This window comes from Micromonospora sp. USAFONa4, from assembly GCF_057197825.1.
In genome coordinates this window covers 3095766-3117964 of record NZ_CM170072.1, presented here as the reverse complement: position 1 = coordinate 3117964, position 22199 = coordinate 3095766, and the positions used below count along the sequence as shown (strand labels likewise).

General features: G+C 69.5%; 16 protein-coding genes and 3 rRNA genes. 6 read left to right on the top strand and 13 right to left on the bottom strand.

What is annotated here, in order from left to right; all coding sequences use genetic code 11:
• Window positions 1-22: 22 nt before the first annotated feature.
• The 11 genes from AC0OO9_RS13560 to AC0OO9_RS13510 form a co-directional block, all read right to left on the bottom strand.
• Complete coding sequence (locus AC0OO9_RS13560) at window positions 23-826, bottom strand: AAC(3) family N-acetyltransferase (protein ID WP_484517503.1); 804 nt, start codon at window positions 824-826, stop codon at window positions 23-25.
• On the bottom strand, window positions 817-3162 hold the full coding sequence (locus tag AC0OO9_RS13555; protein ID WP_484517502.1) for an FxsB family cyclophane-forming radical SAM/SPASM peptide maturase: 2346 nt from the start codon (window positions 3160-3162) through the stop codon (window positions 817-819). Before AC0OO9_RS13555 ends, AC0OO9_RS13560 begins: the two co-directional genes overlap by 10 nt.
• A complete protein-coding gene (locus tag AC0OO9_RS13550; protein ID WP_421458747.1) occupies window positions 3134-3307 on the bottom strand; it encodes a hypothetical protein in 174 nt (57 codons plus the stop codon). Before AC0OO9_RS13550 ends, AC0OO9_RS13555 begins: the two co-directional genes overlap by 29 nt.
• A 98-nt stretch (window positions 3308-3405) precedes the next feature.
• The gene (locus tag AC0OO9_RS13545) at window positions 3406-4308 is read right to left on the bottom strand and encodes a DUF4231 domain-containing protein (protein ID WP_484517501.1); all 903 of its coding nucleotides are present in this window, start codon (window positions 4306-4308) and stop codon (window positions 3406-3408) included.
• Window positions 4309-4373: 65 nt separating this feature from the next.
• Window positions 4374-4823 (bottom strand): SitI3 family protein, encoded by a 450-nt coding sequence (locus AC0OO9_RS13540; protein ID WP_484517500.1) that lies wholly within the window; start codon window positions 4821-4823, stop codon window positions 4374-4376.
• Window positions 4824-4837: 14 nt separating this feature from the next.
• Entirely contained in the window at window positions 4838-5269 is a 432-nt protein-coding gene (locus AC0OO9_RS13535) for a CdiA C-terminal domain-containing protein (protein WP_484517940.1), read from the bottom strand.
• Window positions 5270-5457: 188 nt separating this feature from the next.
• A complete protein-coding gene (locus AC0OO9_RS13530; protein ID WP_484517499.1) occupies window positions 5458-5985 on the bottom strand; it encodes a DUF6244 family protein in 528 nt (175 codons plus the stop codon).
• Between the two features lie 204 nt (window positions 5986-6189).
• Window positions 6190-6705 (bottom strand): DUF6098 family protein, encoded by a 516-nt coding sequence (locus tag AC0OO9_RS13525; RefSeq protein ID WP_225852214.1) that lies wholly within the window; start codon window positions 6703-6705, stop codon window positions 6190-6192.
• Between the two features lie 79 nt (window positions 6706-6784).
• Window positions 6785-7843 carry a tryptophan--tRNA ligase gene (gene trpS, locus AC0OO9_RS13520; protein WP_484517498.1) on the bottom strand — a complete coding sequence of 353 codons (1059 nt, stop codon included), beginning with the start codon at window positions 7841-7843 and terminating at the stop codon, window positions 6785-6787.
• Between the two features lie 87 nt (window positions 7844-7930).
• Window positions 7931-8107, bottom strand: a complete 177-nt coding sequence (locus AC0OO9_RS13515; protein WP_357578462.1) for a hypothetical protein — start codon at window positions 8105-8107, stop codon at window positions 7931-7933.
• Window positions 8108-8139: 32 nt separating this feature from the next.
• Window positions 8140-8589, bottom strand: a complete 450-nt coding sequence (locus AC0OO9_RS13510; protein WP_484517497.1) for a PRC-barrel domain-containing protein — start codon at window positions 8587-8589, stop codon at window positions 8140-8142.
• 284 nt (window positions 8590-8873) lie between these two features.
• Between AC0OO9_RS13510 and AC0OO9_RS13505 the strand changes: the two genes are divergently transcribed.
• The 5 genes from AC0OO9_RS13505 (at window position 8874) to rrf (ending at window position 16229) form a co-directional block, all read left to right on the top strand.
• Window positions 8874-9341, top strand: coding sequence for a hypothetical protein (locus AC0OO9_RS13505; protein ID WP_484517496.1), 468 nt, complete (start codon window positions 8874-8876; stop codon window positions 9339-9341).
• Between the two features lie 383 nt (window positions 9342-9724).
• Window positions 9725-9988 carry an SCO4848 family membrane protein gene (locus tag AC0OO9_RS13500; RefSeq protein WP_484517495.1) on the top strand — a complete coding sequence of 88 codons (264 nt, stop codon included), beginning with the start codon at window positions 9725-9727 and terminating at the stop codon, window positions 9986-9988.
• Between the two features lie 1035 nt (window positions 9989-11023).
• Window positions 11024-12538 (top strand): 16S ribosomal RNA (locus AC0OO9_RS13495).
• Between the two features lie 375 nt (window positions 12539-12913).
• Window positions 12914-16025, top strand: a 23S ribosomal RNA gene (locus AC0OO9_RS13490).
• 87 nt (window positions 16026-16112) lie between these two features.
• A 5S ribosomal RNA gene (rrf, locus tag AC0OO9_RS13485) occupies window positions 16113-16229 on the top strand.
• Together the 16S, 23S and 5S rRNA genes form the textbook arrangement of a ribosomal RNA operon.
• 474 nt (window positions 16230-16703) lie before the next feature.
• On the opposite strand, the gene AC0OO9_RS13480 is transcribed toward rrf, so the two are convergent.
• Window positions 16704-18518 (bottom strand): VanW family protein, encoded by a 1815-nt coding sequence (locus tag AC0OO9_RS13480; RefSeq protein WP_484517494.1) that lies wholly within the window; start codon window positions 18516-18518, stop codon window positions 16704-16706.
• 179 nt (window positions 18519-18697) lie between these two features.
• Here AC0OO9_RS13480 and nudC point away from each other — a divergent pair, with 179 nt between their 5' ends.
• Entirely contained in the window at window positions 18698-19618 is a 921-nt protein-coding gene (gene nudC, locus AC0OO9_RS13475; RefSeq protein ID WP_484517493.1) for an NAD(+) diphosphatase, read from the top strand.
• Window positions 19619-19661: 43 nt separating this feature from the next.
• On the opposite strand, the gene AC0OO9_RS13470 is transcribed toward nudC, so the two are convergent.
• Complete coding sequence (locus AC0OO9_RS13470) at window positions 19662-22193, bottom strand: fibronectin type III domain-containing protein (protein WP_484517492.1); 2532 nt, start codon at window positions 22191-22193, stop codon at window positions 19662-19664.
• Window positions 22194-22199 lie beyond the last annotated feature (6 nt).

The window sequence follows — 22199 nt, the reverse complement described above, 5'->3', positions numbered from 1 at the left end:
CAACCCGTCGCTGCCCCGTTCGTCACCGGCGGTGCTCATCCATCCACCCTCGGGCGAAGTCGACGGCCACCCGGAGACCCACGAGCCGGGCGTCGGCGCCGCCGACCCGCCCGGTACGCACCGGCCCGGCTTCCGTCAGGGCCCGGCCGATCAGCGGGAAGTCGGAGTCGTGCAGGTCCGGGGCCCGGAAGTCGCGCCGGACCCGCCGCCCGGCGGCGTCGCGCACGTAGCACCGGTACGCCCGGTCGGCCGGCGGGCGGCGCAACCGGTACTCGGCCAGGTGGAACGCCGTGCAGACCGACCAGTCGACGCCGAGCAGCAGCACCACGGCGTCGGCGGCGTGGAGCGCGCCGAGGGGCGAGCGTTCGCCGAGATGGCAGTCGAGGTCGTGGACGGCGGTCAGCCGGGCCGCGTCGGGGCCGAGGGCGGCGAAGGAGGTCTGCGGGTGGCGGCTCCGGTACGCCCCCGGCTGCCGGCGTACGTGCTCGGCGAAGACCCCCATGCCCTCGGCGGGGCTGCGCTCCGGGTCGAACGGCACGATGGCCGCCTCCGCCGCCGCGATCCCCGTGGCGTCCATGCCGGCGGTCGCCGCCCGGAACGCCCGCGAGGTGGTGGAGTTGCCGGCTGTCTGCGCCGGTACGACCACCGTGCCCGCCCCGCCCAGCACGTCCCGCAGGGCGGCCAGCAGCGTGGCGGGGCCGCCCGCCATCCGGCCGACGCGGGACAGGGCGCAGTGCACCAGCACGGTGGACCCCGGCCGCAGTCCCAGCGCGCGCAGGTCCGCCGTCAGCGTGGCCCGCCGGAGCGGGCCGGCGGTCACGGCCATGTGTCCACCGTGGCGCGCATCCCGCCGACGAACCGCTCGCCGGCGGCGGTCAGGACGCCGAGGTCGAGCAGGGCGTCGAGGGCCCCGTCGGTCCAGTCCCGGTAGCGGCGGAAGTGCCCCCCGGCGGCCGGCCCGGGGCGGTGGCGCCACACGTCGGCGACCGCCAGATGGGCGTAGACGCCGTGCAGCACGCCCTCCACCGGGCGCGGGTCGTCCCGCCACGGCACGCGCAGCGTCCGGGTGTCGTCGCGGTCGAACAGGTCGCAGACGTCCAGCACCGCGCTGAGCTTGAGGTGCTGCACCTCGTGCACCAGCAGCACGGCGAGGGTGGCGTCGTCGGGTACGGCCGTGACGGCCACCGCGCCGAAGGCCGCGCCGGCGGCGGCGCTGCGGAACCGGCCGGTCGGCTCCGCGCGCAGCGGCACGACGGCCCGCAGCAGGGTGCGTACGCCCGCCGTGTAGCTGGTGGCCTCGGCGTCGATCCGCCGAACCGCCCCCTCCAGCCGCCGCGTCCACCCCAGCGCGACGGCGCCGGACAGCCGCGGCTCGACCGGCAGGTCGTAGCCGTCCCGGTGCGGATCGGTGTCCTCCAACAGCAGCCGGTCACCGCCGAGAGGGACGGCACGAACCGGCAGCCAGCCGTCCGGCCCGTCCTCCCGGGCCGGGTCGCCGTCGTGGCCCGGGAGGACGGCGATCCGCCGGCCGACGAGCCGGACGCCGCCGTCGTCGACGACGAGCCTGACGACGCCCCGCTCGGCACCGACCGCGAGCGCGCCGAGCGTCGGCAGGCTGACCACCCCGTCGCGCACCGGGACGGGCAGGTCGGCCCGGACCCCGGCGCGGACGGCGGCGGCCGCCGCCACGCACGCCAGGTAGGACAGCTCGGCCGTCCCGTCCCGGCAGCGCCGGGCCCAGCGGCGCACGAAGGGGTGGGCCAGCACGGCGCGGACGGCGTCAGGGTGCGCGTCGTCCAGGTGGACCAGCAGCCGCCACCCGTCGGCCGCCACCGGGTCGCCCGCGGCCCGCTCGCTGAGCGCGACCAGCAGGGCGCGCACCAGCGCCAGGTGGACGGCGGCCAGCTGCGCGGCCGAGGCCGCCGTGCCCGCGCCGGTGGCCAGGTCGTCGAGGACGCGCGGGTGGAGCGAGTCGGTGGGCCCGGCGGCTTCGTCGGCGACCGGTGCCGCTGTCACCACCCGGACGAGTTCCAGCAGGTCCGGGCAGTAGACGGACGGGTTGTCGAAGCCGTTCCCGGCGCGGTACCGGTGGGCGTAGAGTCCGCCGCCGCAGTGCCCGACCACCGGGCAGGCGCGGCAGGTCGCGCAGAGACCTTCGAGACCGGTCTGCCGTACGGCGATCGCCGGGTGGGCCGCGGCGTCGTCCACCCGGTGGCGGAAGACGTCCAGGCCGGTGGCCGCGGCGCCGTCGAAGGCGGACTTGAGCGAGTCGACCTGCTCGAAGGTGCCGTCGGTCTCGACGACGACCAGGTCGGCCGGGCCGAGCCCGACCGCCTCGCTGCGGCTGCCGTGCCCCGCCGCGGTGGAGAGCAGGGACTCCAGCAGGCGGATCGGCACCGGACGCCCGTCGGCCGTCCAGCGCCGGTGGACGGCCAGCAGCCAGTCGGCGTACGGGGTGGCGAGGCCGTCGGGGCGGGACGGCGGACTGTCCCAGTTGGCGTGCGGCAGCAGGAAGTCGACGTGCGGCGGCTCCTCGGCCAGCAGCGCCTCGTACACCCGGATCGGGTCGTTGGCGAGGTCGACGGTGCAGAGGATGCCCGCGTAGCTGCTGCGGTAGGCGGGGCTGCGCAGCAGCGACAGCGCCCGCAGCACCTGGGGGTGGCTGCTCGACCCGTTGGCGTGGCGGCGGTGCCGGTCGTTGGCGGCCCGGTCGCCGTCGAGCGAGATCCCCACCTTCACGTCGTGGGCGACCAGCACGTCGCAGGTCGCCGGGGTGAGCAGCACCCCGTTGGTCTGCATCCGCAGGTCGAGCCGGGCCACCGGGCCGATGACGCGCCGCAGGGTGGCGGCGGTGGCGTCGAGCCGGGCGGCGCCGGCGAGCAGGGGCTCACCGCCGTGCAGGACCACCCGTACGACGCCGAGCCGGTGCGCCGCCGCGTGCTCCGCGATCCGCTCCGCGACTGCCGCCACCGTGTCGGGGGCCATCACCCGGGGCTGGCGCCGCCAGGACTGGTCGGGGTGTTCGTAGACGTAGCAGTGGTCGCAGGCGAGGTCGCAGCGGCTGACCAGCTTAAGCACGTACTGCGTCAGCGGGGCGACCTGCCCGGTCGGCCGACCGCCCGGCCCGGCTGGCTCAGATCGCAGAGATGAAGGCCGCGACATCGACACGGGCCGGGCGATCCTCCCTGCGGCTGGTCACGCGGGCGACGGAGCGGGCCCGGTCGAGCGGGATCCGGCCGAGCGGGGTACGCCGGAGGTCGTCCAGTGGCGGCGGGGTCGGATCGGGCTGGCGTGCGGTGCGATCCACGTCGGTTCCCCCATTTGGAGTCGGGAGTGGACGGACGACCGCCCACGGCGACGGTCAACGACGACTATCGACGATGCTATATGGCACAACCTGTGATGTCACGGCTGCGCAGCGCCATCCTGCTCGATCATCTTCGCCATCCAGCCCTCGTTGGACAGCGAGATGATGCGCTCCGCCTCGGCGACGAACGCGTCGTCGTCGGCCCAGCCCAGCCCGGCCTCGCGGACCGTGCGCAGCCGGGTCAGCTGGTCGGCGGTGCGGGCGTACTCGATCTGGTGGTGCTCGTACTGCTGGGCTGAGCCGTAGCCGACCAGCGCCGTGGTCACTGCCGCCGCGACACCGATCCAGGCGGTGAGGCCGAGGTTGTCGCCGAGCACCCCGACCGTCGCGGAGACCAGGGCGGCGGCGATCGTGAGCCCCGTCGCCGCGTGCCGGACCCGCCGCGCGGCGCGGGCCATCCGGCGGGCCGCCGGCAGGTAGTAGCCGTCGACCTGCCGCTGCAACCGTTCCGTCACGTACGTGGTCACGTCCGAGACGGCTGGCAGCGGACGGTCGGCCGGCGGCGCGTCCAGGGTGCGGCCGACCAGGTCGCCGGCGTCGTCCATGAGCGCGTCGAACCGACCGAGCAGGACGGCGTCCCGGTCCGCCCCGCCGAACGGGGCGACCCCGGCGAGGTAGCGGTAGGTGTCCGCCTTCAGCGCCTCGGAGACCGAGCGGAGCCGCGTCCACACGTGCACCGCCTCCCGGGAGGACCACCGGGCCGCCAGCGGCACCACGAGCAGCGCCGCCGCCGCGACGATCGCGAGCGCCCGCCCCACACCGGGGTGGGCGTGCGCGAGCTGGTTGGCGAGGGTGCCGCACACGGCGGCCCCCACGGTGAGCGCGGCGATGGTCAACCGCGCACGGGTGATCGCACGCTTGGCCTCGCCGGACGCACGTGACCAGGCGGCCTGCCGCTGCCAGATCGTCGCGACCGCTGCCGGGACATCGAAGTTCGCCACGATCCGATGGTAGGGCGGCCGCGCCCGCGCCAGGGGGACCCGAAGCGGCCGTTGCGATCCGCGGGTCAGCGGGGCAGGAAGCTGTCGTACGCCTCGTCGTACCAGTCCGCCTCGTTGTGTCGGCGGAGCGCGCCGTTCACCCGGGTCAGCATCAGCCAGTTGTCGTTGAGCACCAACGCCGCGTCCTCGGGCCGGCTGGCCAGCACCCGGCCCACGGTACGCAGCATGTGCGGCCTGCCCTTGTCGGTCAGCGTGTCCTTGCGCATGTGGAAGTCGATGTCGACGTAGGTCTCCGGCTCCCACTCCCACTGGACGCCACCGTCATCCTCGGCGCCGTAGTAGCCCCGGCTACCTCCGACGACGCTTACGACGTAGCCGCACTCCTCGTCCAGGTCGGCGCTGAGCATCCGGTCGCCGGAGTGGGTCGTCGTTTCGGTTGCTGCTGGAGCGACCAACGCCGCCAACTGCTCCAGCGGGACGTCACCCGCGAGCGTCAGTCGGTAGGTGATGGACATGCACTCGGCCTTCCTCAATCCCGCCGGACGATCTGGATGATCTGGACGATCTGGCCGCTCCGTCTGACGGCCACCAACTCCTTCAATGCCGGTACCGGCCAGTCGTCGAACTGCTTCTGCAGGGCGGCGAGGTCTCCACGCCAGTCCTGGAGGTTCAGCACCACGCGCTGGGTCTGCTGCCGCTCAACCTTCCTGGCCACCGCACTCCAGACGGACCGTATTGGCGCTGAAGAAGTGGGAGCGTAGCAATCGAAGACGAGTCCTTCGATCAGGTAATCCGGTGATCTTTTCGGATCGACGACGTCGCTGGCGTTCAGTTTGGCCGTCGCGATCTCCTGTTTCGTGGGATTCTGGTGCACCCGGTAGCCCTTGTAGGCGATCGTGTCGGCGGTCTCGTTCTCAAGTTCCAGACTGCGGCGTTCCGTTGCTTTCTCCTTGGGTGAGATTCGGGTGCGTGGTCCGGTCGGTGTGCCGCCAGGGGTGTCCGTGGCCGGCCTGGTCCAGGGCACGTGACCGTCAGTGGGTTCACGCGTGGACTTCGCGTGGTCGGCGGTGTCGGTGTCGTCCGCCGGGGAGGCGCCGGGGGCGGGTGCTGTGACGGTGGGGCTGGACGGTGTGCTGCCGCCAGCCCCGGTCAGTTTCCCGCCGACCCCAGCTGGCGGGCCTCGGCGATCGCCGTCTCGACCGCCTGCCGGGCGCTGGCGGTGCGTTGGGCGACCAGGCTCAGGACCTGGGTGATGCTCTCCAGGGACTGCACGAGGGGGCCGGGTTGGCCGCCGTGCAGGACGGTGGTGACGAGTTGTCGTGTCTCGCGGACCTGCGCGGCGGTGGCGGCGGCGGTGTCGCGGATGTCGTCGCACGCGTTGTGCACCGGTGCCAGGCCGGCGATCGTCTCGTGCGGGCTGGCCTCCTGCGGGACGGCCGCGGTGGCCTTCGTGGCCTCGCCGATGGTGGTTGCGAGGCTGCCCAGGCTGCCCCGGACGGCCGAGATGCCGTCGCGTACCCGGATCACGCCCGCCGCCACGGCGGCGAAGCCGGCGCCGGCGGCGCGCAGGGCAACCTCCTGCGCCTGGTTGTCGGCGGCGGCCGCCAGTGCCTGCGCCCTGTCGACGCCGGTGGTCAAGGCGCGCAGTTCCCCGGTGATTTTCTCGATGTGCGACACGCGGCCGACTTCCCCCGATCGACGACAGTGAGATACCCGAAGCTGAAACCTAGCGACCTGCGGCCCCGGGCCGCCAGACCTCGGAGGCGGTGCAGGGCCGTGCAGCGCCACCGGACGAGGTGCAAGGAAGGGCCCCTTCCTTACACCCAGGTCGGCCTCCGGGGCGCGCCGGCGTCCCCTCGACCAGCCTGGTCGCGGGGCGGATCAGTCGGCCCGGTGCAGTGGTCCCCATTCCGTCGACGCCTGCGCCTCGACCACCCGGTCCGCCTCCCGCAGCGCCCGCTCCGACACCCACGCGACCGGCCGGCGGCACCGCACCAGCGGCTCGTTGTCCGGGCCCCGGCCGCGCTGCTCGCCGGCCAGCACCCAGGGGCGTACGCCCGGGCCGCGCAGCCGACGCAGGTGGCAGTAGTCGTAGAGGCGGCGGGCCACCCACAGCCGCAGCGGCCGATCGCCCCACCACGACTCGACGGCGAGCGGATTGGCGGAGAGGCCGGGCAGGTCGATGCCGGTCAGCGCGTCCTTGCTGGACTGTCCCGACCCGTGCTCGCCGGACAGGTCGACGCCCGGCCCGCGGGACCACCGGACGTACAACTGCTCACCCGGGGCCGCCTTGCGCAGCAGGTCGACGAGCTGGTCCAGCTCGTCGACGACCGGCAGCACCGCCTCGTACCGGACCACGCCCATGGTGTTCCAGTTGCCCCGCCCGGAGCCACTCATTCGTCCCGCTGCGACCGCTCCGCACGAACCGGCCCGGTGCCGGTGCCCAATCCCCGTCCCGGGCCGGTCGTACGACCGCTCAGGCCGGCGTGGCCGTGGCCTTGCGGTGCCGCTCGGCCCGGCGGCGCACCTGCGTGTACGCGCTGGTCAGCCCCATCGCCCGGCGGACCTCGACGAGCGTCTGCCGCACCTCGTGGCGGGTCCGTTCCGTACCCTCGAAGATCAACTGGTCGACCAGCCCGGGCTCGGCCTCGATCCGGGCCCGGCGCTCCCGGATCGGGTCCAGGAACCGGTCGAGCGCGACCGCCAGCTTCTCCTTCACCTCCACGTCGCCGACCCGCCCGGCCCGGTAGCGCTCCTTGAGGTCGTCGACCTGAGCCCGATCGGGGTTGAAGACGTCGTGGTACGCGAAGACAGGGTTCCCCTCGACGGTGCCGGGCACGTCGGCGCGGACCCGGTTCGGGTCGGTGTACATGCCCATCACCGCCCGGCGCACCGTCGCCGGATCGGCGGAGAGCGCGATCGTGTTGCCCAGGCTCTTGCTCATCTTCGCCCGGCCGTCCGTGCCGACCAGGGTGGGCGTCTCCGATGCGATCGTCTCCGGCACGGGGAACACCTCCCCGTAGAGGTGGTTGAAGCGCCGGGCGATCTCCCGCGTCACCTCCACGTGCGCCGCGTTGTCCTTGCCGACCGGGACGACCTGCCCCTTCACGCAGAGGATGTCGGCGGCCTGGAGCACCGGGTATCCGAGCAGGCCGTAGGGCATCTCCTCCTTGCCGGCGTCGCGGGCCATGTCCTTGAGCGAGGGCACGCGCTCCAGCCGGGGCACCGTGACCAGGTTCTGGAAGAGGGTGTTCAGGTCGCCGACCTCCGGGATGGCCGACTGGAGGTAGAAGGTGGCGCGCCGCGGGTCGACGCCGGCGGCCAGGATGTCGGTGACCATCTCCCGCGCGTTGCCCGCGACCCGCTCGATGTCCTCGCGGGTGTTCCGCGTGGTGAGCATGTGCAGGTCGGCGATGATGAAGAAGCTCTCGTAGCGCTGGTGCAGCCGCACCCGGTTGGCGATGCTGCCGACGTAGTGGCCGAGGTGCAGCCGCCCGGTGGGGCGGTCCCCGGTGAGCATCCGTGCGACGGACATGGTGGTACGCCTTTCGTGCCTGGTGGACGAGTGTGTGCGCGGGCGCGCGTCGACCGGGGATGTCATCCCGGGTCGGTCAGGGTCGGCTCAGTGAGCCGAACGCCATCGCGCGCCGTCGCGGAACCGCAGTCCACCGGCACGAAGTACGTCGATCATCCGCTCGCGGCCGTCGTCGGAGCGGGTCGGAGAGGTGGTCACGACACCGAGCGGGAGGCCGTCGACCAGGTCGACGGCCTCCGGCGCGTAGCTGATCGGCCGGACCATGCCCCCACGGTAGCGGGTCAGGCCCTGCCCGCTCAGCCCTGCCGGTAGCTGTCCCGGTAGTAGTCGCCGATCCGGTCCCGGTAGCCGGGCTCGCCGTAGGCGTCCGGGTCGAAGGCCGGTGAATCCTTGACCTGCTCGCGGGTGCGGTCCACGTGCACCGTGCGGTCCAGGTGGTCCACCCGCGTCACGGTGCCGGCCGGAAGCAGGACCTTGCGGCCGAAGAACCACGGTCCGGTGTCCACCACCAGCCAGCGGGCGTCGGTGTCGTCGCTGGCCTCGTCGACGGAGCCGATCCGCCCGTCGGTGGCCTCCACCCGGTAGCCGACCAGGTCGAGCGGGGTGCCGGGGCCGGGGGCGTCGGGTCCGTCGCCGCCGAATTCCGGCCCGTCCGGCGGGGCGGAGTCGGGGTTGGCTCCGGAGTACCCGCCGGCGAGGGCGGACGGGTCGCGCCAGGTCCAGGGATTGAACGTCGACGGCTGCACGGGTCACCTCCGATGACGGTCTGCGCCGGTCCCCAAGTCAGTGCCCCGCCCGCGCTCCCGGGAAACAACACGGCAATTTTCGGTTCACTGAAATTTCTCGGTGCGAAGTACGTCATATTCGCCGACCGTCGATGGATGACACGGCTGTGCCGCAGGCGGCGGCGACGGGAAATGGGCCGCGCACATTGGCCGGGGATGCGGAGTGTCCAGTCGGCACATTCGTTCGGCCAGCCGGGCCGCCCATTCTGGTGACGCATCTGTCGCAGAGGAAATGGGGGACACGGATGTACCGCACCATTCGTCGGCTCGGGGTCGTGCTCGCCGTCGCGCTCGGGCTCGTCACCGGGGCCGGCGCCGGCGCGCAGGCGGCCGTCGTCAACCCGGTCACGCCGCAGTCGCTCTGCGGGCCCGGATACACGGTCCTGGACCAGGACCCGATCCGGCACGCGGAGACCGGCGTCCGGCTCGGCACCGTGTACCTGCTGCACAACCCGATGGTCGGCTACGGCTGCACGGTCACCGTCAAGTCCGCCTACGTGGGGGCGCTGAGCCGCACCCAGGTCTACCTCGCCGCCCAGTACCTGCCCACTCAGACCGACGACGGCGACAAGCTCTGGGCGGCCGGGCCCTCCCGGGCGTACGTCAGAGGCGGTTGCATCATCTGGGGCGGTTTCATGGCCGACCCGAGCGGCACGATCCATTACCACGACCGGGCGAACCCCGCGATCGGCGGCATCGGCACCTGCTTCTGACGGCATTTTCGGGAGGCCCGCGTCATGCGGGCCTCCCGTTTCCGGGGACCCGTCCGAACCGTTCACCGCAGTTTCGGAATGGCAGAAGGAAACGCTTACTGCTCACCGTCCTCTCTTCGACTTCGGGGAGAGCCACGTGCACAGGGAGTCGCCGGACGGTTGGTCCCCTAGTTCGGCTGTCGCTCGCGCCAGCTCCGGGCCGCCGAGGCGCTGCCCGTCGAGCCGCACGGCGTACGGAAGCACTGCGCCCCGCTCGCCGCGCTTCCGGCTTGAGCGCACGACACGGCGCCGGCGCCGGCGGCGGCAGGTCCTCAGCGGCGGCAGGTTCCTGACCTGCGTCTCGACCACTGGCCCGCCAGGTCGCGCTGGCATACTCGGCAGCCATGGTGCTGTCGCGTGGCTGGGCGCTCTTTCTCACGGGGGTCGGAATCTGGACCTGGGTGATCTGGCCGAGGTTCGCCGTCGCCATCTGGAAGGACCCGCGGTCCTGGTCCACCGGCACGGTCGGGGAGTTCCCGGCCACCGGCTTCCTCTGGATCCACGCCCTGCTGATCGCGGCGTCCCTGATCATCGGCACCACCGTCGGTGTGCTTGGCGTCCGAGCCTGGCGGGCGTCCGGCTGGCGTGCCGATCGCCAGGCGCCCTGACGGACGCTCCACCGTCACCGGGCTGCTGCTCCGCAGTGCGCCCAAGGTCCACTACTACCGAGCTGCTTCACCGGGCCCCCGAGGTCCACTGCCAGCGGGCTGCTCCACCGCACACCACGGCGCTCCGCGAGACGCCGCATCAGACTCACTGTTGCGGGCTCGCTCCAGGGCCGTGGCAATACCGGCGGTTCCTGGCGCCGTTGACACCTCCGCCGGCATCCCTGTGGTCAGGACATGTGCAGATGAGGCGTGACTGCGGCGGGTGCGGGCGTTTGGCAGGCGGCAGCGCTGCCCGTGACGGTGGTGCCTTGGCTGCCGGGCGAAGCGCCGCAAGGCGCCCTGGCTGCGGAGGGCAAGCGCCGCACCGGCGCGCTGAGCAGGCGATATAGCGAGCGGGAAATGATGTGACCGGGGACGCTACCCCCGGATTTGACGTTCAAACCCGCAGACGCGTAACTTTCTCTCTGCCAGCGCGGAACGGGGCAAACAGGGCGAAAGTCCTGAGGCGTCGAACCGAACTGGCCCGGGTCGGACGGGATCGAATCCTTGGACGACGCGGCCCCGGGCGGGGCTCACCGGATCTGCCGCGAGGCGGATTTGGCGCAGCGAAGCCGACCGGGTAAGGTTCACGGCCGGCAGGGATCCGGGCGAGCTCGCGGGAAACCGCAGAGCGGCCGGTCTGCCAAATCCGATGATCGACGCGGTGGTTCGCTGCTGCGTGCGCTCCTCGGAGCCAACCCGTACGAAGCACGACAGACCGGGACAAACGGTTTGACACGGCGAAGACGGTGAGGTAACGTAGTAAAAGTGCCCGACGCGAGAGCATCGGACACGATGAACGAAATGCCCCGGGTCGGGTGCTCCACGGTGTGGGGTTTCTGGGCGGTGTGTGGTTGTTCTTTGAGAACTCAACAGGGTGCTTGATAAGCCAGTGCCAATTATGATTTATACCCTGGACTGGTCAGGCTTCGGTTTGGCTGGTCTTGGATTCCTTTGGCAACACTTTTGTTGTCGGGACAGTTTTTCAACAAGTTTTTGTTGGAGAGTTTGATCCTGGCTCAGGACGAACGCTGGCGGCGTGCTTAACACATGCAAGTCGAGCGGAAAGGCCCTTCGGGGTACTCGAGCGGCGAACGGGTGAGTAACACGTGAGCAACCTGCCCTAGGCTTTGGGATAACCCTCGGAAACGGGGGCTAATACCGAATAGGACCACCGGTCGCATGGTTGGTGGTGGAAAGTTTTTCGGCCTGGGATGGGCTCGCGGCCTATCAGCTTGTTGGTGGGGTGATGGCCTACCAAGGCGACGACGGGTAGCCGGCCTGAGAGGGCGACCGGCCACACTGGGACTGAGACACGGCCCAGACTCCTACGGGAGGCAGCAGTGGGGAATATTGCACAATGGGCGGAAGCCTGATGCAGCGACGCCGCGTGAGGGATGACGGCCTTCGGGTTGTAAACCTCTTTCAGCAGGGACGAAGCGTAAGTGACGGTACCTGCAGAAGAAGCACCGGCCAACTACGTGCCAGCAGCCGCGGTAAGACGTAGGGTGCGAGCGTTGTCCGGATTTATTGGGCGTAAAGAGCTCGTAGGCGGCTTGTCGCGTCGACTGTGAAAACCCGCAGCTCAACTGCGGGCCTGCAGTCGATACGGGCAGGCTAGAGTTCGGTAGGGGAGACTGGAATTCCTGGTGTAGCGGTGAAATGCGCAGATATCAGGAGGAACACCGGTGGCGAAGGCGGGTCTCTGGGCCGATACTGACGCTGAGGAGCGAAAGCGTGGGGAGCGAACAGGATTAGATACCCTGGTAGTCCACGCTGTAAACGTTGGGCGCTAGGTGTGGGGGGCCTCTCCGGTTCCCTGTGCCGCAGCTAACGCATTAAGCGCCCCGCCTGGGGAGTACGGCCGCAAGGCTAAAACTCAAAGGAATTGACGGGGGCCCGCACAAGCGGCGGAGCATGCGGATTAATTCGATGCAACGCGAAGAACCTTACCTGGGTTTGACATGGCCGCAAAACCGGCAGAGATGTCGGGTCCTTCGGGGGCGGTCACAGGTGGTGCATGGCTGTCGTCAGCTCGTGTCGTGAGATGTTGGGTTAAGTCCCGCAACGAGCGCAACCCTCGTTCGATGTTGCCAGCGCGTTATGGCGGGGACTCATCGAAGACTGCCGGGGTCAACTCGGAGGAAGGTGGGGATGACGTCAAGTCATCATGCCCCTTATGTCCAGGGCTTCACGCATGCTACAATGGCCGGTACAATGGGCTGCGATACCGTGAGGTGGAGCGAATCCCAAAAAGCCGGTCTCAGTTCGGATCGGGGTCTGCAACTCGACCCCGTGAAGTCGGAGTCGCTAGTAATCGCAGATCAGCAACGCTGCGGTGAATACGTTCCCGGGCCTTGTACACACCGCCCGTCACGTCACGAAAGTCGGCAACACCCGAAGCCGGTGGCCCAACCCTTGTGGAGGGAGCCGTCGAAGGTGGGGCTGGCGATTGGGACGAAGTCGTAACAAGGTAGCCGTACCGGAAGGTGCGGCTGGATCACCTCCTTTCTAAGGAGCACCTTCCGACGAAAGTCGGTAAGGAGCCCGCACTGCCCGAATGTGGTGGTGGGGTGCTCAATGGCGGAGACACTGGTGAGTTGGATGCCGGCAACGGCCGGGATACCTAGTACGGCCATCTTTCGGGGTGGTGTGGAACAGTTCCTCCTGGTGCGGCTGGGGTTTGGCGTAGAGCACCCTGTTGGGTCCTGAAAGAACAACCGGTGGTTGTTTCTTTCGGAGCCATTGCTTCGCCTGTGGGTGGAGCTGGTTGCCAGGCATGGCCTGGTCTCGCATACCGATCACTGTGGTGGTGCTGGTGTGGGGCTGTGGGGTTGTGGGTTGGTCGTTTGTTGAGAATTGCACAGTGGACGCGAGCATCTTTGTGGTCAAGTTGTCAAGGGCGAACGGTGGATGCCTTGGCACCAGGAGCCGATGAAGGACGTGGGAGGCCGCGATAGGCCTGGGGGAGCTGTCAACCAAGCTGTGATCCCAGGGTGTCCGAATGGGGAAACCTGGCTGGAGTCATGTCCAGTCACCCACACCTGAACACATAGGGTGTGTGGGGGGAACGCGGGGAAGTGAAACATCTCAGTACCCGTAGGAAGAGAAAACAAATAGTGATTCCGTGAGTAGTGGCGAGCGAAAGCGGATTGAGGCTAAACCGGCTGCGTGTGATACCTGTCAGGGGTTGCGTGGTTGGGGTTGTGGGACCCTGCTGAATGAGCTGACACTTGTTCGAGAAGTTACAAAGCCAGTTGCTAGCCGAACAGTCTGGAAAGGCTGACCGTAGGCGGTGAGAGTCCGGTAGGTGAAAGTGGCTGGTCTTCTGTGGGTGTTCCCGAGTAGCGGCGGACCCCTGTAATCTGCCGTGAATCTGCCAGGACCACCTGGTAAGCCTAAATACTTCCTGGTGACCGATAGCGGACGAGTACCGTGAGGGAATGGTGAAAAGTACCCCGGGAGGGGAGTGAAATAGTACCTGAAACCGTTCGCCTACAATCCGTCGGAGCCTTGCGGGGTGACGGCGTGCCTTTTGAAGAATGAGCCTGCGAGTTAGTGGCATGTGGCGAGGTTAACCCGTGTGGGGGAGCCGTAGCGAAAGCGAGTCTGAATAGGGCGATTCAGTCGCGTGTCCTAGACCCGAAGCGGAGTGATCTAGCCATGGGCAGGCTGAAGCGCGGGTAAGACCGCGTGGAGGGCCGAACCCACCAACGTTGAAAAGTTGGGGGATGACCTGTGGTTAGGGGTGAAAGGCCAATCAAACTCCGTGATAGCTGGTTCTCCCCGAAATGCATTTAGGTGCAGCGTCGCGTGTTTCTTGCCGGAGGTAGAGCACTGGATGGTCTAGGGGGCCCACAAGCTTACCGAAATCAGCCAAACTCCGAATGCCGGTAAGTGAGAGCGCGGCAGTGAGACTGCGGGGGATAAGCTTCGTAGTCGAGAGGGAAACAGCCCAGATCACCAGCTAAGGCCCCTAAGCGTGTGCTAAGTGGAAAAGGATGTGGGGTCGCATAGACAACCAGGAGGTTGGCTTAGAAGCAGCCACCCTTTAAAGAGTGCGTAATAGCTCACTGGTCAAGTGGTTCCGCGCCGACAATGTAGCGGGGCTCAAGCACACCGCCGAAGCTGTGGCATTCACATTTTAACCACGCAACGCCTTGATGTGTTGTGCAGGTGTGTGGATGGGTAGGGGAGCGTCGTGCCGGGGGTGAAGCAGCGGGGTGACCCAGTTGTGGACGCGGCACGAGTGAGAATGCAGGCATGAGTAGCGAAAGAAGGGTGAGAAACCCTTCCGCCGGATGACCAAGGGTTCCAGGGCCAGGCTAATCCGCCCTGGGTGAGTCGGGACCTAAGGCGAGGCCGAGAGGCGTAGTCGATGGACAACGGGTTGATATTCCCGTACCCGCGAAAGAGCGTCCCTGATGAACCTCGTTGTGCTAACCACCCGAACCGGCTGCGATCTTCGGATCAAGGTTGGGGAGCGTGGGAACCTGGCGGGTAGTAGTCAAGCGATGGGGTGACGCAGGAAGGTAGCTGAGCCCGGCCGGTGGTTGTGCCGGGGTAAGCGTGTAGGCCGGTGTGTAGGCAAATCCGCACGCCATGAAGGCTGAGACGTGATGCCGAGCCGATTCAGGTGAAGTCAGTGATCCTATGCTGCCGAGAAAAGCCTCTAGCGAGTTCTTAGCGGCCCGTACCCCAAACCGACACAGGTGGTCAGGTAGAGAATACCGAGGCGATCGGGCGAACTGTGGTTAAGGAACTCGGCAAATTGCCCCCGTAACTTAGGGAGAAGGGGGGCCGGAGACGTGAAGCCCCGCGCGGGTGGAGCGTTGTATGGCCGCAGAGAGCAGGGGGAAGCGACTGTTTACTAAAAACACAGGTCCATGCGAAGAAGTAATTCGATGTATATGGACTGACGCCTGCCCGGTGCTGGAACGTTAAGGGGACCTGTTAGCTCCTTCGGGGGCGAAGCGGAGAACTTAAGCGCCAGTAAACGGCGGTGGTAACTATAACCATCCTAAGGTAGCGAAATTCCTTGTCGGGTAAGTTCCGACCTGCACGAATGGCGTAACGACTTCCCCACTGTCTCAACCACAGGCCCGGCGAAATTGCATTACGAGTAAAGATGCTCGTTACGCGCGGCAGGACGGAAAGACCCCGGGACCTTTACTATAGCTTGACATTGGTATCCGAATTAGCTTGTGTAGGATAGGTGGGAGCCGGTGAAGTCCATACGCCAGTATGGGTGGAGGCAATCTTGAAATACCACTCTGGTTGATTTGGGTATCTAACTTCGGACCGTTATCCGGTTCAGGGACAGTGTCTGGTGGGTAGTTTAACTGGGGCGGTTGCCTCCTAAAGGGTAACGGAGGCGCCCAAAGGTTCCCTCAGCCTGGTTGGCAATCAGGTGTTGAGTGCAAGTACACAAGGGAGCTTGACTGTGAGACTGACAGGTCGAGCAGGGACGAAAGTCGGGACTAGTGATCCGGCACTTGCGAGTGGAAGCGGTGTCGCTCAACGGATAAAAGGTACCCCGGGGATAACAGGCTGATCTTCCCCAAGAGTCCATATCGACGGGATGGTTTGGCACCTCGATGTCGGCTCGTCGCATCCTGGGGCTGTAGCAGGTCCCAAGGGTTGGGCTGTTCGCCCATTAAAGCGGTACGCGAGCTGGGTTTAGAACGTCGTGAGACAGTTCGGTCCCTATCCGCCGTGCGCGTAGGATACTTGAGAAGGGCTGTCCCTAGTACGAGAGGACCGGGACGGACGAACCTCTGGTGTGCCAGTTGTCCCGCCAGGGGCACGGCTGGTTAGCTACGTTCGGAAGGGATAACCGCTGAAAGCATCTAAGCGGGAAGCTCGCTTCAAGATGAGGTATCCCACCCACCTTTGGTGGGGTAAGGCCCCCAGCTAGACGACTGGGTTGATAGGCCGGAAATGTAAGCCCGGTAACGGGTTCAGTTGACCGGTACTAATAGGCCGAGGACTTGACTACTAAGCTGCTACGCGTCCACTGTGCAACTCACAGCAAACGAACAACAGACCACATTGTGTGTGGTGTTGTTTGATATGTTGATAGAGTTACGGCGGTCATGGCGGAGGGGAAACGCCCGGTTACATTCCGAACCCGGAAGCTAAGCCCTCCAGCGCCGATGGTACTGCACTCGGGAGGGTGTGGGAGAGTAGGACACCGCCGGACAATCTTTCAGTTCAGGGCCACCCCGTACGGGGTGGCCCTGAACTGCGTTACGGCTCATTCCGGGGCTCACGAGCAGCCGCCCGTCGCGCTCCGCCGCCGCCAACGCACCATTTATCGGAGCAGCTTTCCGAGGGGTACGCCGGCTAACGGCGGCAGGCTCTCAACGAGAGACAACCGCGGCGAGAGCCCCGGCACCCTGGTGGTGGGAGCAGTGGAACGGCTAGCACCAGCACCAGCGCCCGCACGAGCGCGAGCGTCGGCACCAGCACCAGCACCAGAGCCAGAGCCAGCGGCGGCTGACTCGGCCCGGCACCGCCTCGCGTCGGCACCGCTGGCGCGGGCGGGGCACGGGTGCAGACGTGGGGACGGTGTTCGGCACCCTACGAGGGCCGTGACGCGGTGCGCGTACGACATGGGGAAGCCCCGCCGGCGACGTGGCCGGCGGGGCTTCCCCGAGCGGGAGTCAGGCGGCCGTCAGGACGGCTCGCGACCGCAGATGAAGCGCGGCTCGGCGGAGTAACGCCAGGTGAACTTCTCCCGCTTCACGACCTTGCCGTCCTTCTTGAACACGCGGTAGGCGTCCTGGGTGAAGCCCTGGCTGCCGCTGGCCGGGATGCAGGTGGGGCCGGGCTCCAGGTAGACCGTCTTCGGCTGGGTGATGTTGCGGCGCGGGGTGTACTCGGTCTTCACGCTGTCCCAGATCTTCGTGCTCCAGATCGACACGGTGATCGAGCTCGACGTGTAGGAGGTGTCGATCAGGACGCCGTGCTCGGTGTTGTTGCGGAACTTGAAGTCCAGGTCCGGCCAGAAGATGGTCGACTCGATGACCGCCGGGTAGCGGCTGAACCAGTACGAGTGCGGTTTGTGCTCGACGTCCTCCAGCCCGGCGTAGTACGTGGCGTTGAACAGCGTCGTGGTGAACTGCGAGGTGCCGCCGCCGACCCCCGGGACCAGCTTGCCGTCGAGGATGACCGGGGCGTCCCGGTAGCCCTGGGCGTAGCCGCGCTCGCCGGTGTGCCCGTTGAGGGAGAACGTCTCGCCGGGCAGCACCACCGTGCCGTCCACGTCCTTCGCGATCGTGACGATGTTCTGGCTGCGCGGCGAGGAGAGCCCACCGGTGAAGTGCGTGGTGAAGGTGGAGACCCGCTCCTTGATGCCCAACCCGCCCAGCTTCGCCGCGGTCAGCTCCGGCTCCGCCGGCTTCAGCTCGCCGGTGACCTTCCGGTCGTCCGCCCTCGGCAGGACGGCGAGCAGGTCGCGGCCGAGGGCCGCACTGTCGAGCTGCTGCCCGGGCTTGCCGTCGACGACCTTCGGCTTGCCGCCGGAGATGGTCATCCGGGCGTCCTTCGGCGGCACCTCGATCGCGGCCAGGTCGTCGCCGAGCGCGGCCCGCAGCCGCTTCACGTCGACCTGAGGGGTCAGCTTGCCGGCCTTGTCGGCGGTGAACCGCAGGCTCCGCGCGATCGCCTTCGGCGGGATCTGCACCGAGCCCTTGCCGGTGGTCAGCGTGACCGGGGCGGCGACGGCCGGCTTCGCCAGCTCGGCGACCAGCCGGTCCACCTCCTCGGCGGTGGTCGCCGGGTGGGACTCGACCAGCGGCACGGTCACCGGCTGGCCGGCGAGCCAGCCCTCCCGCACCACCTGCGCGGAGCGTTCCGGATCGAGGGCGAGGCTCGGCTTCGGGTGCACCGCCTTCGGCGTGGTGCCCTTCCAGGTGATCGCCGGCATGGTCATCTTCCGGCCCTGGTCGCCGACTACCTTCTCGAGGGCGGCGTCGAGCCGGGCGGCGTCCACGGTCACCACCGGCTGCACCGTCCGGGACCCCACGAGCCGGTCGACGGCGTGCGCGTCGGCCTCGGCCGCCGCCGCCACGGTGGCGTCGACGTCGACCGCCAGGCCGACGGTGGCCGGGTCGATCGTGGCGGTCCGCTCGCCGACGCGTACCGACAGCGGGGCGTTGAGCGAGGCGGCGCGGCGTTCGAGCTCCGTCCGCAACTCCCGGGCGGCGTCCGCGCGGCTCCGGCCGCCCAGCTCCGCGCCGAGCACCGTCGTCCCGCGCGGCACGTCACCGGCGTACGCGTAGGCGCCCGCCCCCGCCACGGAGGCCAGCACCGCCGTGGCGGCCCCGGCGGCCAGCAGCAGGCGGATCCGGCGGGACCGTGACCCGCCCGGCCGGCCCGCCGGCGCGACCGGCTCCGGTTCGTCACCGGGCCAGGTCACAGCCTTGACCTGCACTGTGGGCCGGTCGTCGGCGGGTGGAGTCTTCTCGCCGTACAGCGTCACGGTCACCTCGATCGGACGTACCACAACGGGGGAGCGCACCTCCGCCCGGAAGACACCTACGGTAACCGGCGCCCCGGCGGGGCGGGAGCCAGCGCCCCACCCGTCGCTCGCGGCGTGTCGCCCGGCGTGTCGGGGGACACCGGCCGGTGGTCGGTCTGGCCGGCGGGCATGGCACGGTAGGGAACATGGGAGCGGACGAGGCGGTCCTGGCGTACGGGGGCGGTTGGCTGGACCGGGCGGGGGAGCTGCGTGCCGACCCGGAGCGGCTCGCCGCCCTGCTGGCGGACCCAGCGAGCACCCTGCTGCCGCTCTGGCGGGACCGCTGCCTGGTCGCGGGGGACGTGCCGGTGCGGCTGACCGGGGAACGGGCGGCCAAGGCGCTGACCGTCGCCGACGAGACCGTCTTCCTGGGCATGGACGACGGCTCGGCCGTCTTCGCCGTCGACCTCTCCGGGCTGCCCGAGGCCGCCGCCGTCGAGGTGGCGGAGGCGGGCGCCGCCGTGGACGTCCGGGCGCTGGTCGGCCGGCTCGACCCGGCCGGGGCGGCCGTCCAGGCGTACGCGCGGGGGCTGCTGCACTGGCACCGGCAGCAGCGCTTCTGCGGCACGTGCGGGGCGTCGACCGTCGCCCGGGGCGGCGGACACGTCCGGTCGTGCGCGCGGGCGGACTGCGGCCGGCTCCTCTTTCCCCGGATCGAGCCGGCCGTCATCGTGCTGATCGAGGCGCCCGGCGTCCCCGACCGTTGCCTGCTGGCCCGGCACGCGGGCGCGCCCGAGGGGGCGTACTCGACGCTCGCCGGCTTCGTCGAGGTGGGCGAGAGCCTGGAGGACGCCGTCCGGCGGGAGATGGCGGAGGAAGCCGGGGTGACGGTGACCGACCTGGCGTACGTGGGCTCGCAGGCGTGGCCGTTCCCGGCTGGCCTGATGGTCGGCTTCCGGGCCACCGCCGCGTCGGAGGAGGTGCGGGTGGACGGCGAGGAGCTGCTGGAGGCGCGCTGGTTCACCCGGGACGAGCTGCGCCGGCGCGCGGCCGCCGGACGGCCGCTGGGCCGAACCGACTCGATCGACCACCACCTGCTGCACTCCTGGCTGGCGGCCGGGGCCTGACCGGGCCAGCTCCCCCAAGCGGGCCGTGCCCACCGCCGGTGTTTCAGCGGACGAGCACGGCGACGGGCGCGGACGGCGTGCCGGTGTCGATGCCGTCGGTGGCGGCGACCCGGAACTCGTAGCGGTGCCCGCGGACCAGCAACACGGCGGTGAAGTCCGTTCCGCCCACCGGCACCGGGTCCGTGCGCCATTCCCCGCCGGCCGTGACGTCGCGGACCTGGACGCGGTAGGCGAGGCCCGGCCCCGCCGGACGCCAGCTCAGTCGCGCCTCGCCGTTGCCGGCTGCCGTCGCCGCCAGCCCGGCCGGCGTGGGCAGCCGAGGGACGGCCCGGACCGGCCTGCTCTGCCGCCCGGCACCGGCCTGGTTGGCCGCGGCGACGACGAACTCGTACTCGTGTCCGTTGCGCAGCTGGCGGATGGTGGCCTCGGTCCCCTGCACGGGCACCTCCTCCTCAATGAACTCCCGCTCCCCGGCGGTGAGGTCCCGCCGGTAGACGCGGTGCCACCCGCCGGGACTGGTCGAGCGCCAGGTCAGCTCCACCTCGGCCGTGCCGACCTTCGTCACCCGCAGGTCGGTCGGCACCACCTTCGGCGCGCTGAAGGTCGCCCGGGCCCGCACCGGCGGGGAGAGCGGTCCCTCGCGGTCGCGGTCCACCGCGCTGACGGTGAACTCGTACTCGTGGCCGTGCTCAAGGTGGCGGGCGAGGTGACTCGGCCGGCTCTCGAGTGCGGGCGACCCGGGTCGGCTCTGGCCCGCCGTCAGGTCGCGCCGGTAGACCCGGTAAGAGACGCCGGGACCGAGGTTGGCCCAGCCCAGCCGGATGTCGCCGTCCGGCTGGGCCTGTGCGGTCAGTCGGGCCGGCGCGGCCGGCGGGCTGACCGATGCGATGGCCCGGACGGGCGCCGAGGGCGGGCTGTCCCCGCCGCCGCCGACCGCGACGACGGTGAACTCGTACGTCCGGGCGTGCCACAGCGAGCCGACGGTGGCACTGGTGCCGGTGAACGTGCCGACGAGGGCCGGTTCCCGCTGTCCCGCCGTGACGTCGCGCCGGTAGAGCCGGAACACCTGGACGAACGGGATCGGCTCCCAGTGCACCGCGACGTCCCCGGTGCGGCCGGCCTCGGCCCGCACCCCGCTCGGCGGCGGTGGCGGCGGCACGGTGGCGGTCATCCGCGCCACCGGCGAGGGAGGGCCCTCGCCCCGCCGACCGACGGCGGTCACCCGGAACTCGTACTCGTGGCCGTTGACCAGGAAGTCGGCCGAGGCGCGGGGCTCGGCGGACGGCTCGCCGATCCGCACGAAGTGGGTCTGCCCGGCGGTCACGTCCCGGCGGTGCACCAGGTAACGCAGCTCGTCATCGACCGGGACGGGACGCCACCGCAGCTCGGCGTTGCCCGCGCCCCGCGCCTCGGCCGTGAGAGCCGCCGGCGCCGGCGGCACGTCGGCCCGGTCCGGCCGGGGGCGGGGCCAGTCGACCTCGACGAAGCGCGGCCGGTAGAGGCCGGCGTCGGCGTACGTCACGGCGTCGTCGACGTTGTTGACGTTGTAGGAGATCAGCAGCTTGCCCGGACGAGCCAGGTCGGGGTGCAGGTCGGCGTCGTAGACGAGATGCCCGGCGTCGGTCTCGGGCGCGCGGTGCAGGTAGTCCGGCCCCTCGAACGGACCCGTCGGCCCAGCCGCCGTGTACGCCACCACGTCGGCGCTGAAGACCAGGTTGTTCTCGTGGGTCACGACCACGTACCGGTCGCCGACCCGCTGCACCCCGTACGACGTGCCGACCCCGCTGAGGATGCGGGCGGACCGGTCCGCCGCGGGCGCCCAGCCGGTGCCCGTCCAGAACTCCCACGGGCCGCTCAGGTCGGTCCCGGCGACCCGGGCGAGATGCGCGAACTTCGTCTCGCCGCTCGCCTCGGTGCCGTAGATCAGGGTGTGTCCGCCATCGCGGAGCAGGCTGGAGCCCCACGAGATGCGCTCTCCCAGCGGCAGTGGCCGGACCGCCGTGGGTGTCATGCCGGGCAGTGCGAAGGTCGCCAGCGAGGTGCCCAGCAGGACGTGGTCCAGCGGGCCGTCGCCCGTCCGGCGATAGCGGTTGACCAGCATCTGGAGGGTCTCGCCGACGACCTGGGCGTCGCCGATCCAGTAGAACTGGTCGGCGGCCGGCGGCGGCACGAGCGAGGCGGGGTCCTCGGCGGTGCCGCCGTGCACCGTCTCGCGCAGTTCGTCGCCCTGCTGCACCACGGCGGAGTTGTTGATGAACGACGCGGTGCGGGGGCGGGACCCGTCCGGGCCCACGGGGCCGAGGAACGTGTCGGAGAAGAGCCAGAGGAGCCGGCCGTCGGGGAGCCGGACCGAGGCCGTCCGGTCGGCGCCGTTCCACCGGCCGGAGGTGTCGCCGTAACGCTCGAAGAGGGCGGTGAGCCGGTCGGCCGACATGCCGCCCTCGGCCCGTGCACCGCCCGGTACGCCGGCCGTCAGGCTGAGCGCCAGCGCGGTGGCGTACAGAACGAGCAACCAGCGGGCGTGGGTGCGGGCCTTCCCTGGACCGGACCCGGTCGTGGCCGTGCTGACGCTCACCAGAAA

What these genes read in the sequence shown, in the direction of transcription:
- trpS (WP_484517498.1), bottom strand. Translation starts at nt 7,843, where the DNA reads ATGTCCGTCGCACGGATGCTCACCGGGGACCGCCCCACCGGGCGGCTG.
- AC0OO9_RS13505 (WP_484517496.1), top strand. Translation starts at nt 8,874, where the DNA reads ATGTACCGCACCATTCGTCGGCTCGGGGTCGTGCTCGCCGTCGCGCTC.
- AC0OO9_RS13560 (WP_484517503.1), bottom strand. Translation starts at nt 826, where the DNA reads ATGGCCGTGACCGCCGGCCCGCTCCGGCGGGCCACGCTGACGGCGGAC.
- AC0OO9_RS13525 (WP_225852214.1), bottom strand. Translation starts at nt 6,705, where the DNA reads ATGAGTGGCTCCGGGCGGGGCAACTGGAACACCATGGGCGTGGTCCGG.
- nudC (WP_484517493.1), top strand. Translation starts at nt 18,698, where the DNA reads ATGGGAGCGGACGAGGCGGTCCTGGCGTACGGGGGCGGTTGGCTGGAC.
- AC0OO9_RS13500 (WP_484517495.1), top strand. Translation starts at nt 9,725, where the DNA reads ATGGTGCTGTCGCGTGGCTGGGCGCTCTTTCTCACGGGGGTCGGAATC.
- AC0OO9_RS13555 (WP_484517502.1), bottom strand. Translation starts at nt 3,162, where the DNA reads ATGTCGCGGCCTTCATCTCTGCGATCTGAGCCAGCCGGGCCGGGCGGT.
- AC0OO9_RS13540 (WP_484517500.1), bottom strand. Translation starts at nt 4,823, where the DNA reads ATGTCCATCACCTACCGACTGACGCTCGCGGGTGACGTCCCGCTGGAG.
- AC0OO9_RS13515 (WP_357578462.1), bottom strand. Translation starts at nt 8,107, where the DNA reads ATGGTCCGGCCGATCAGCTACGCGCCGGAGGCCGTCGACCTGGTCGAC.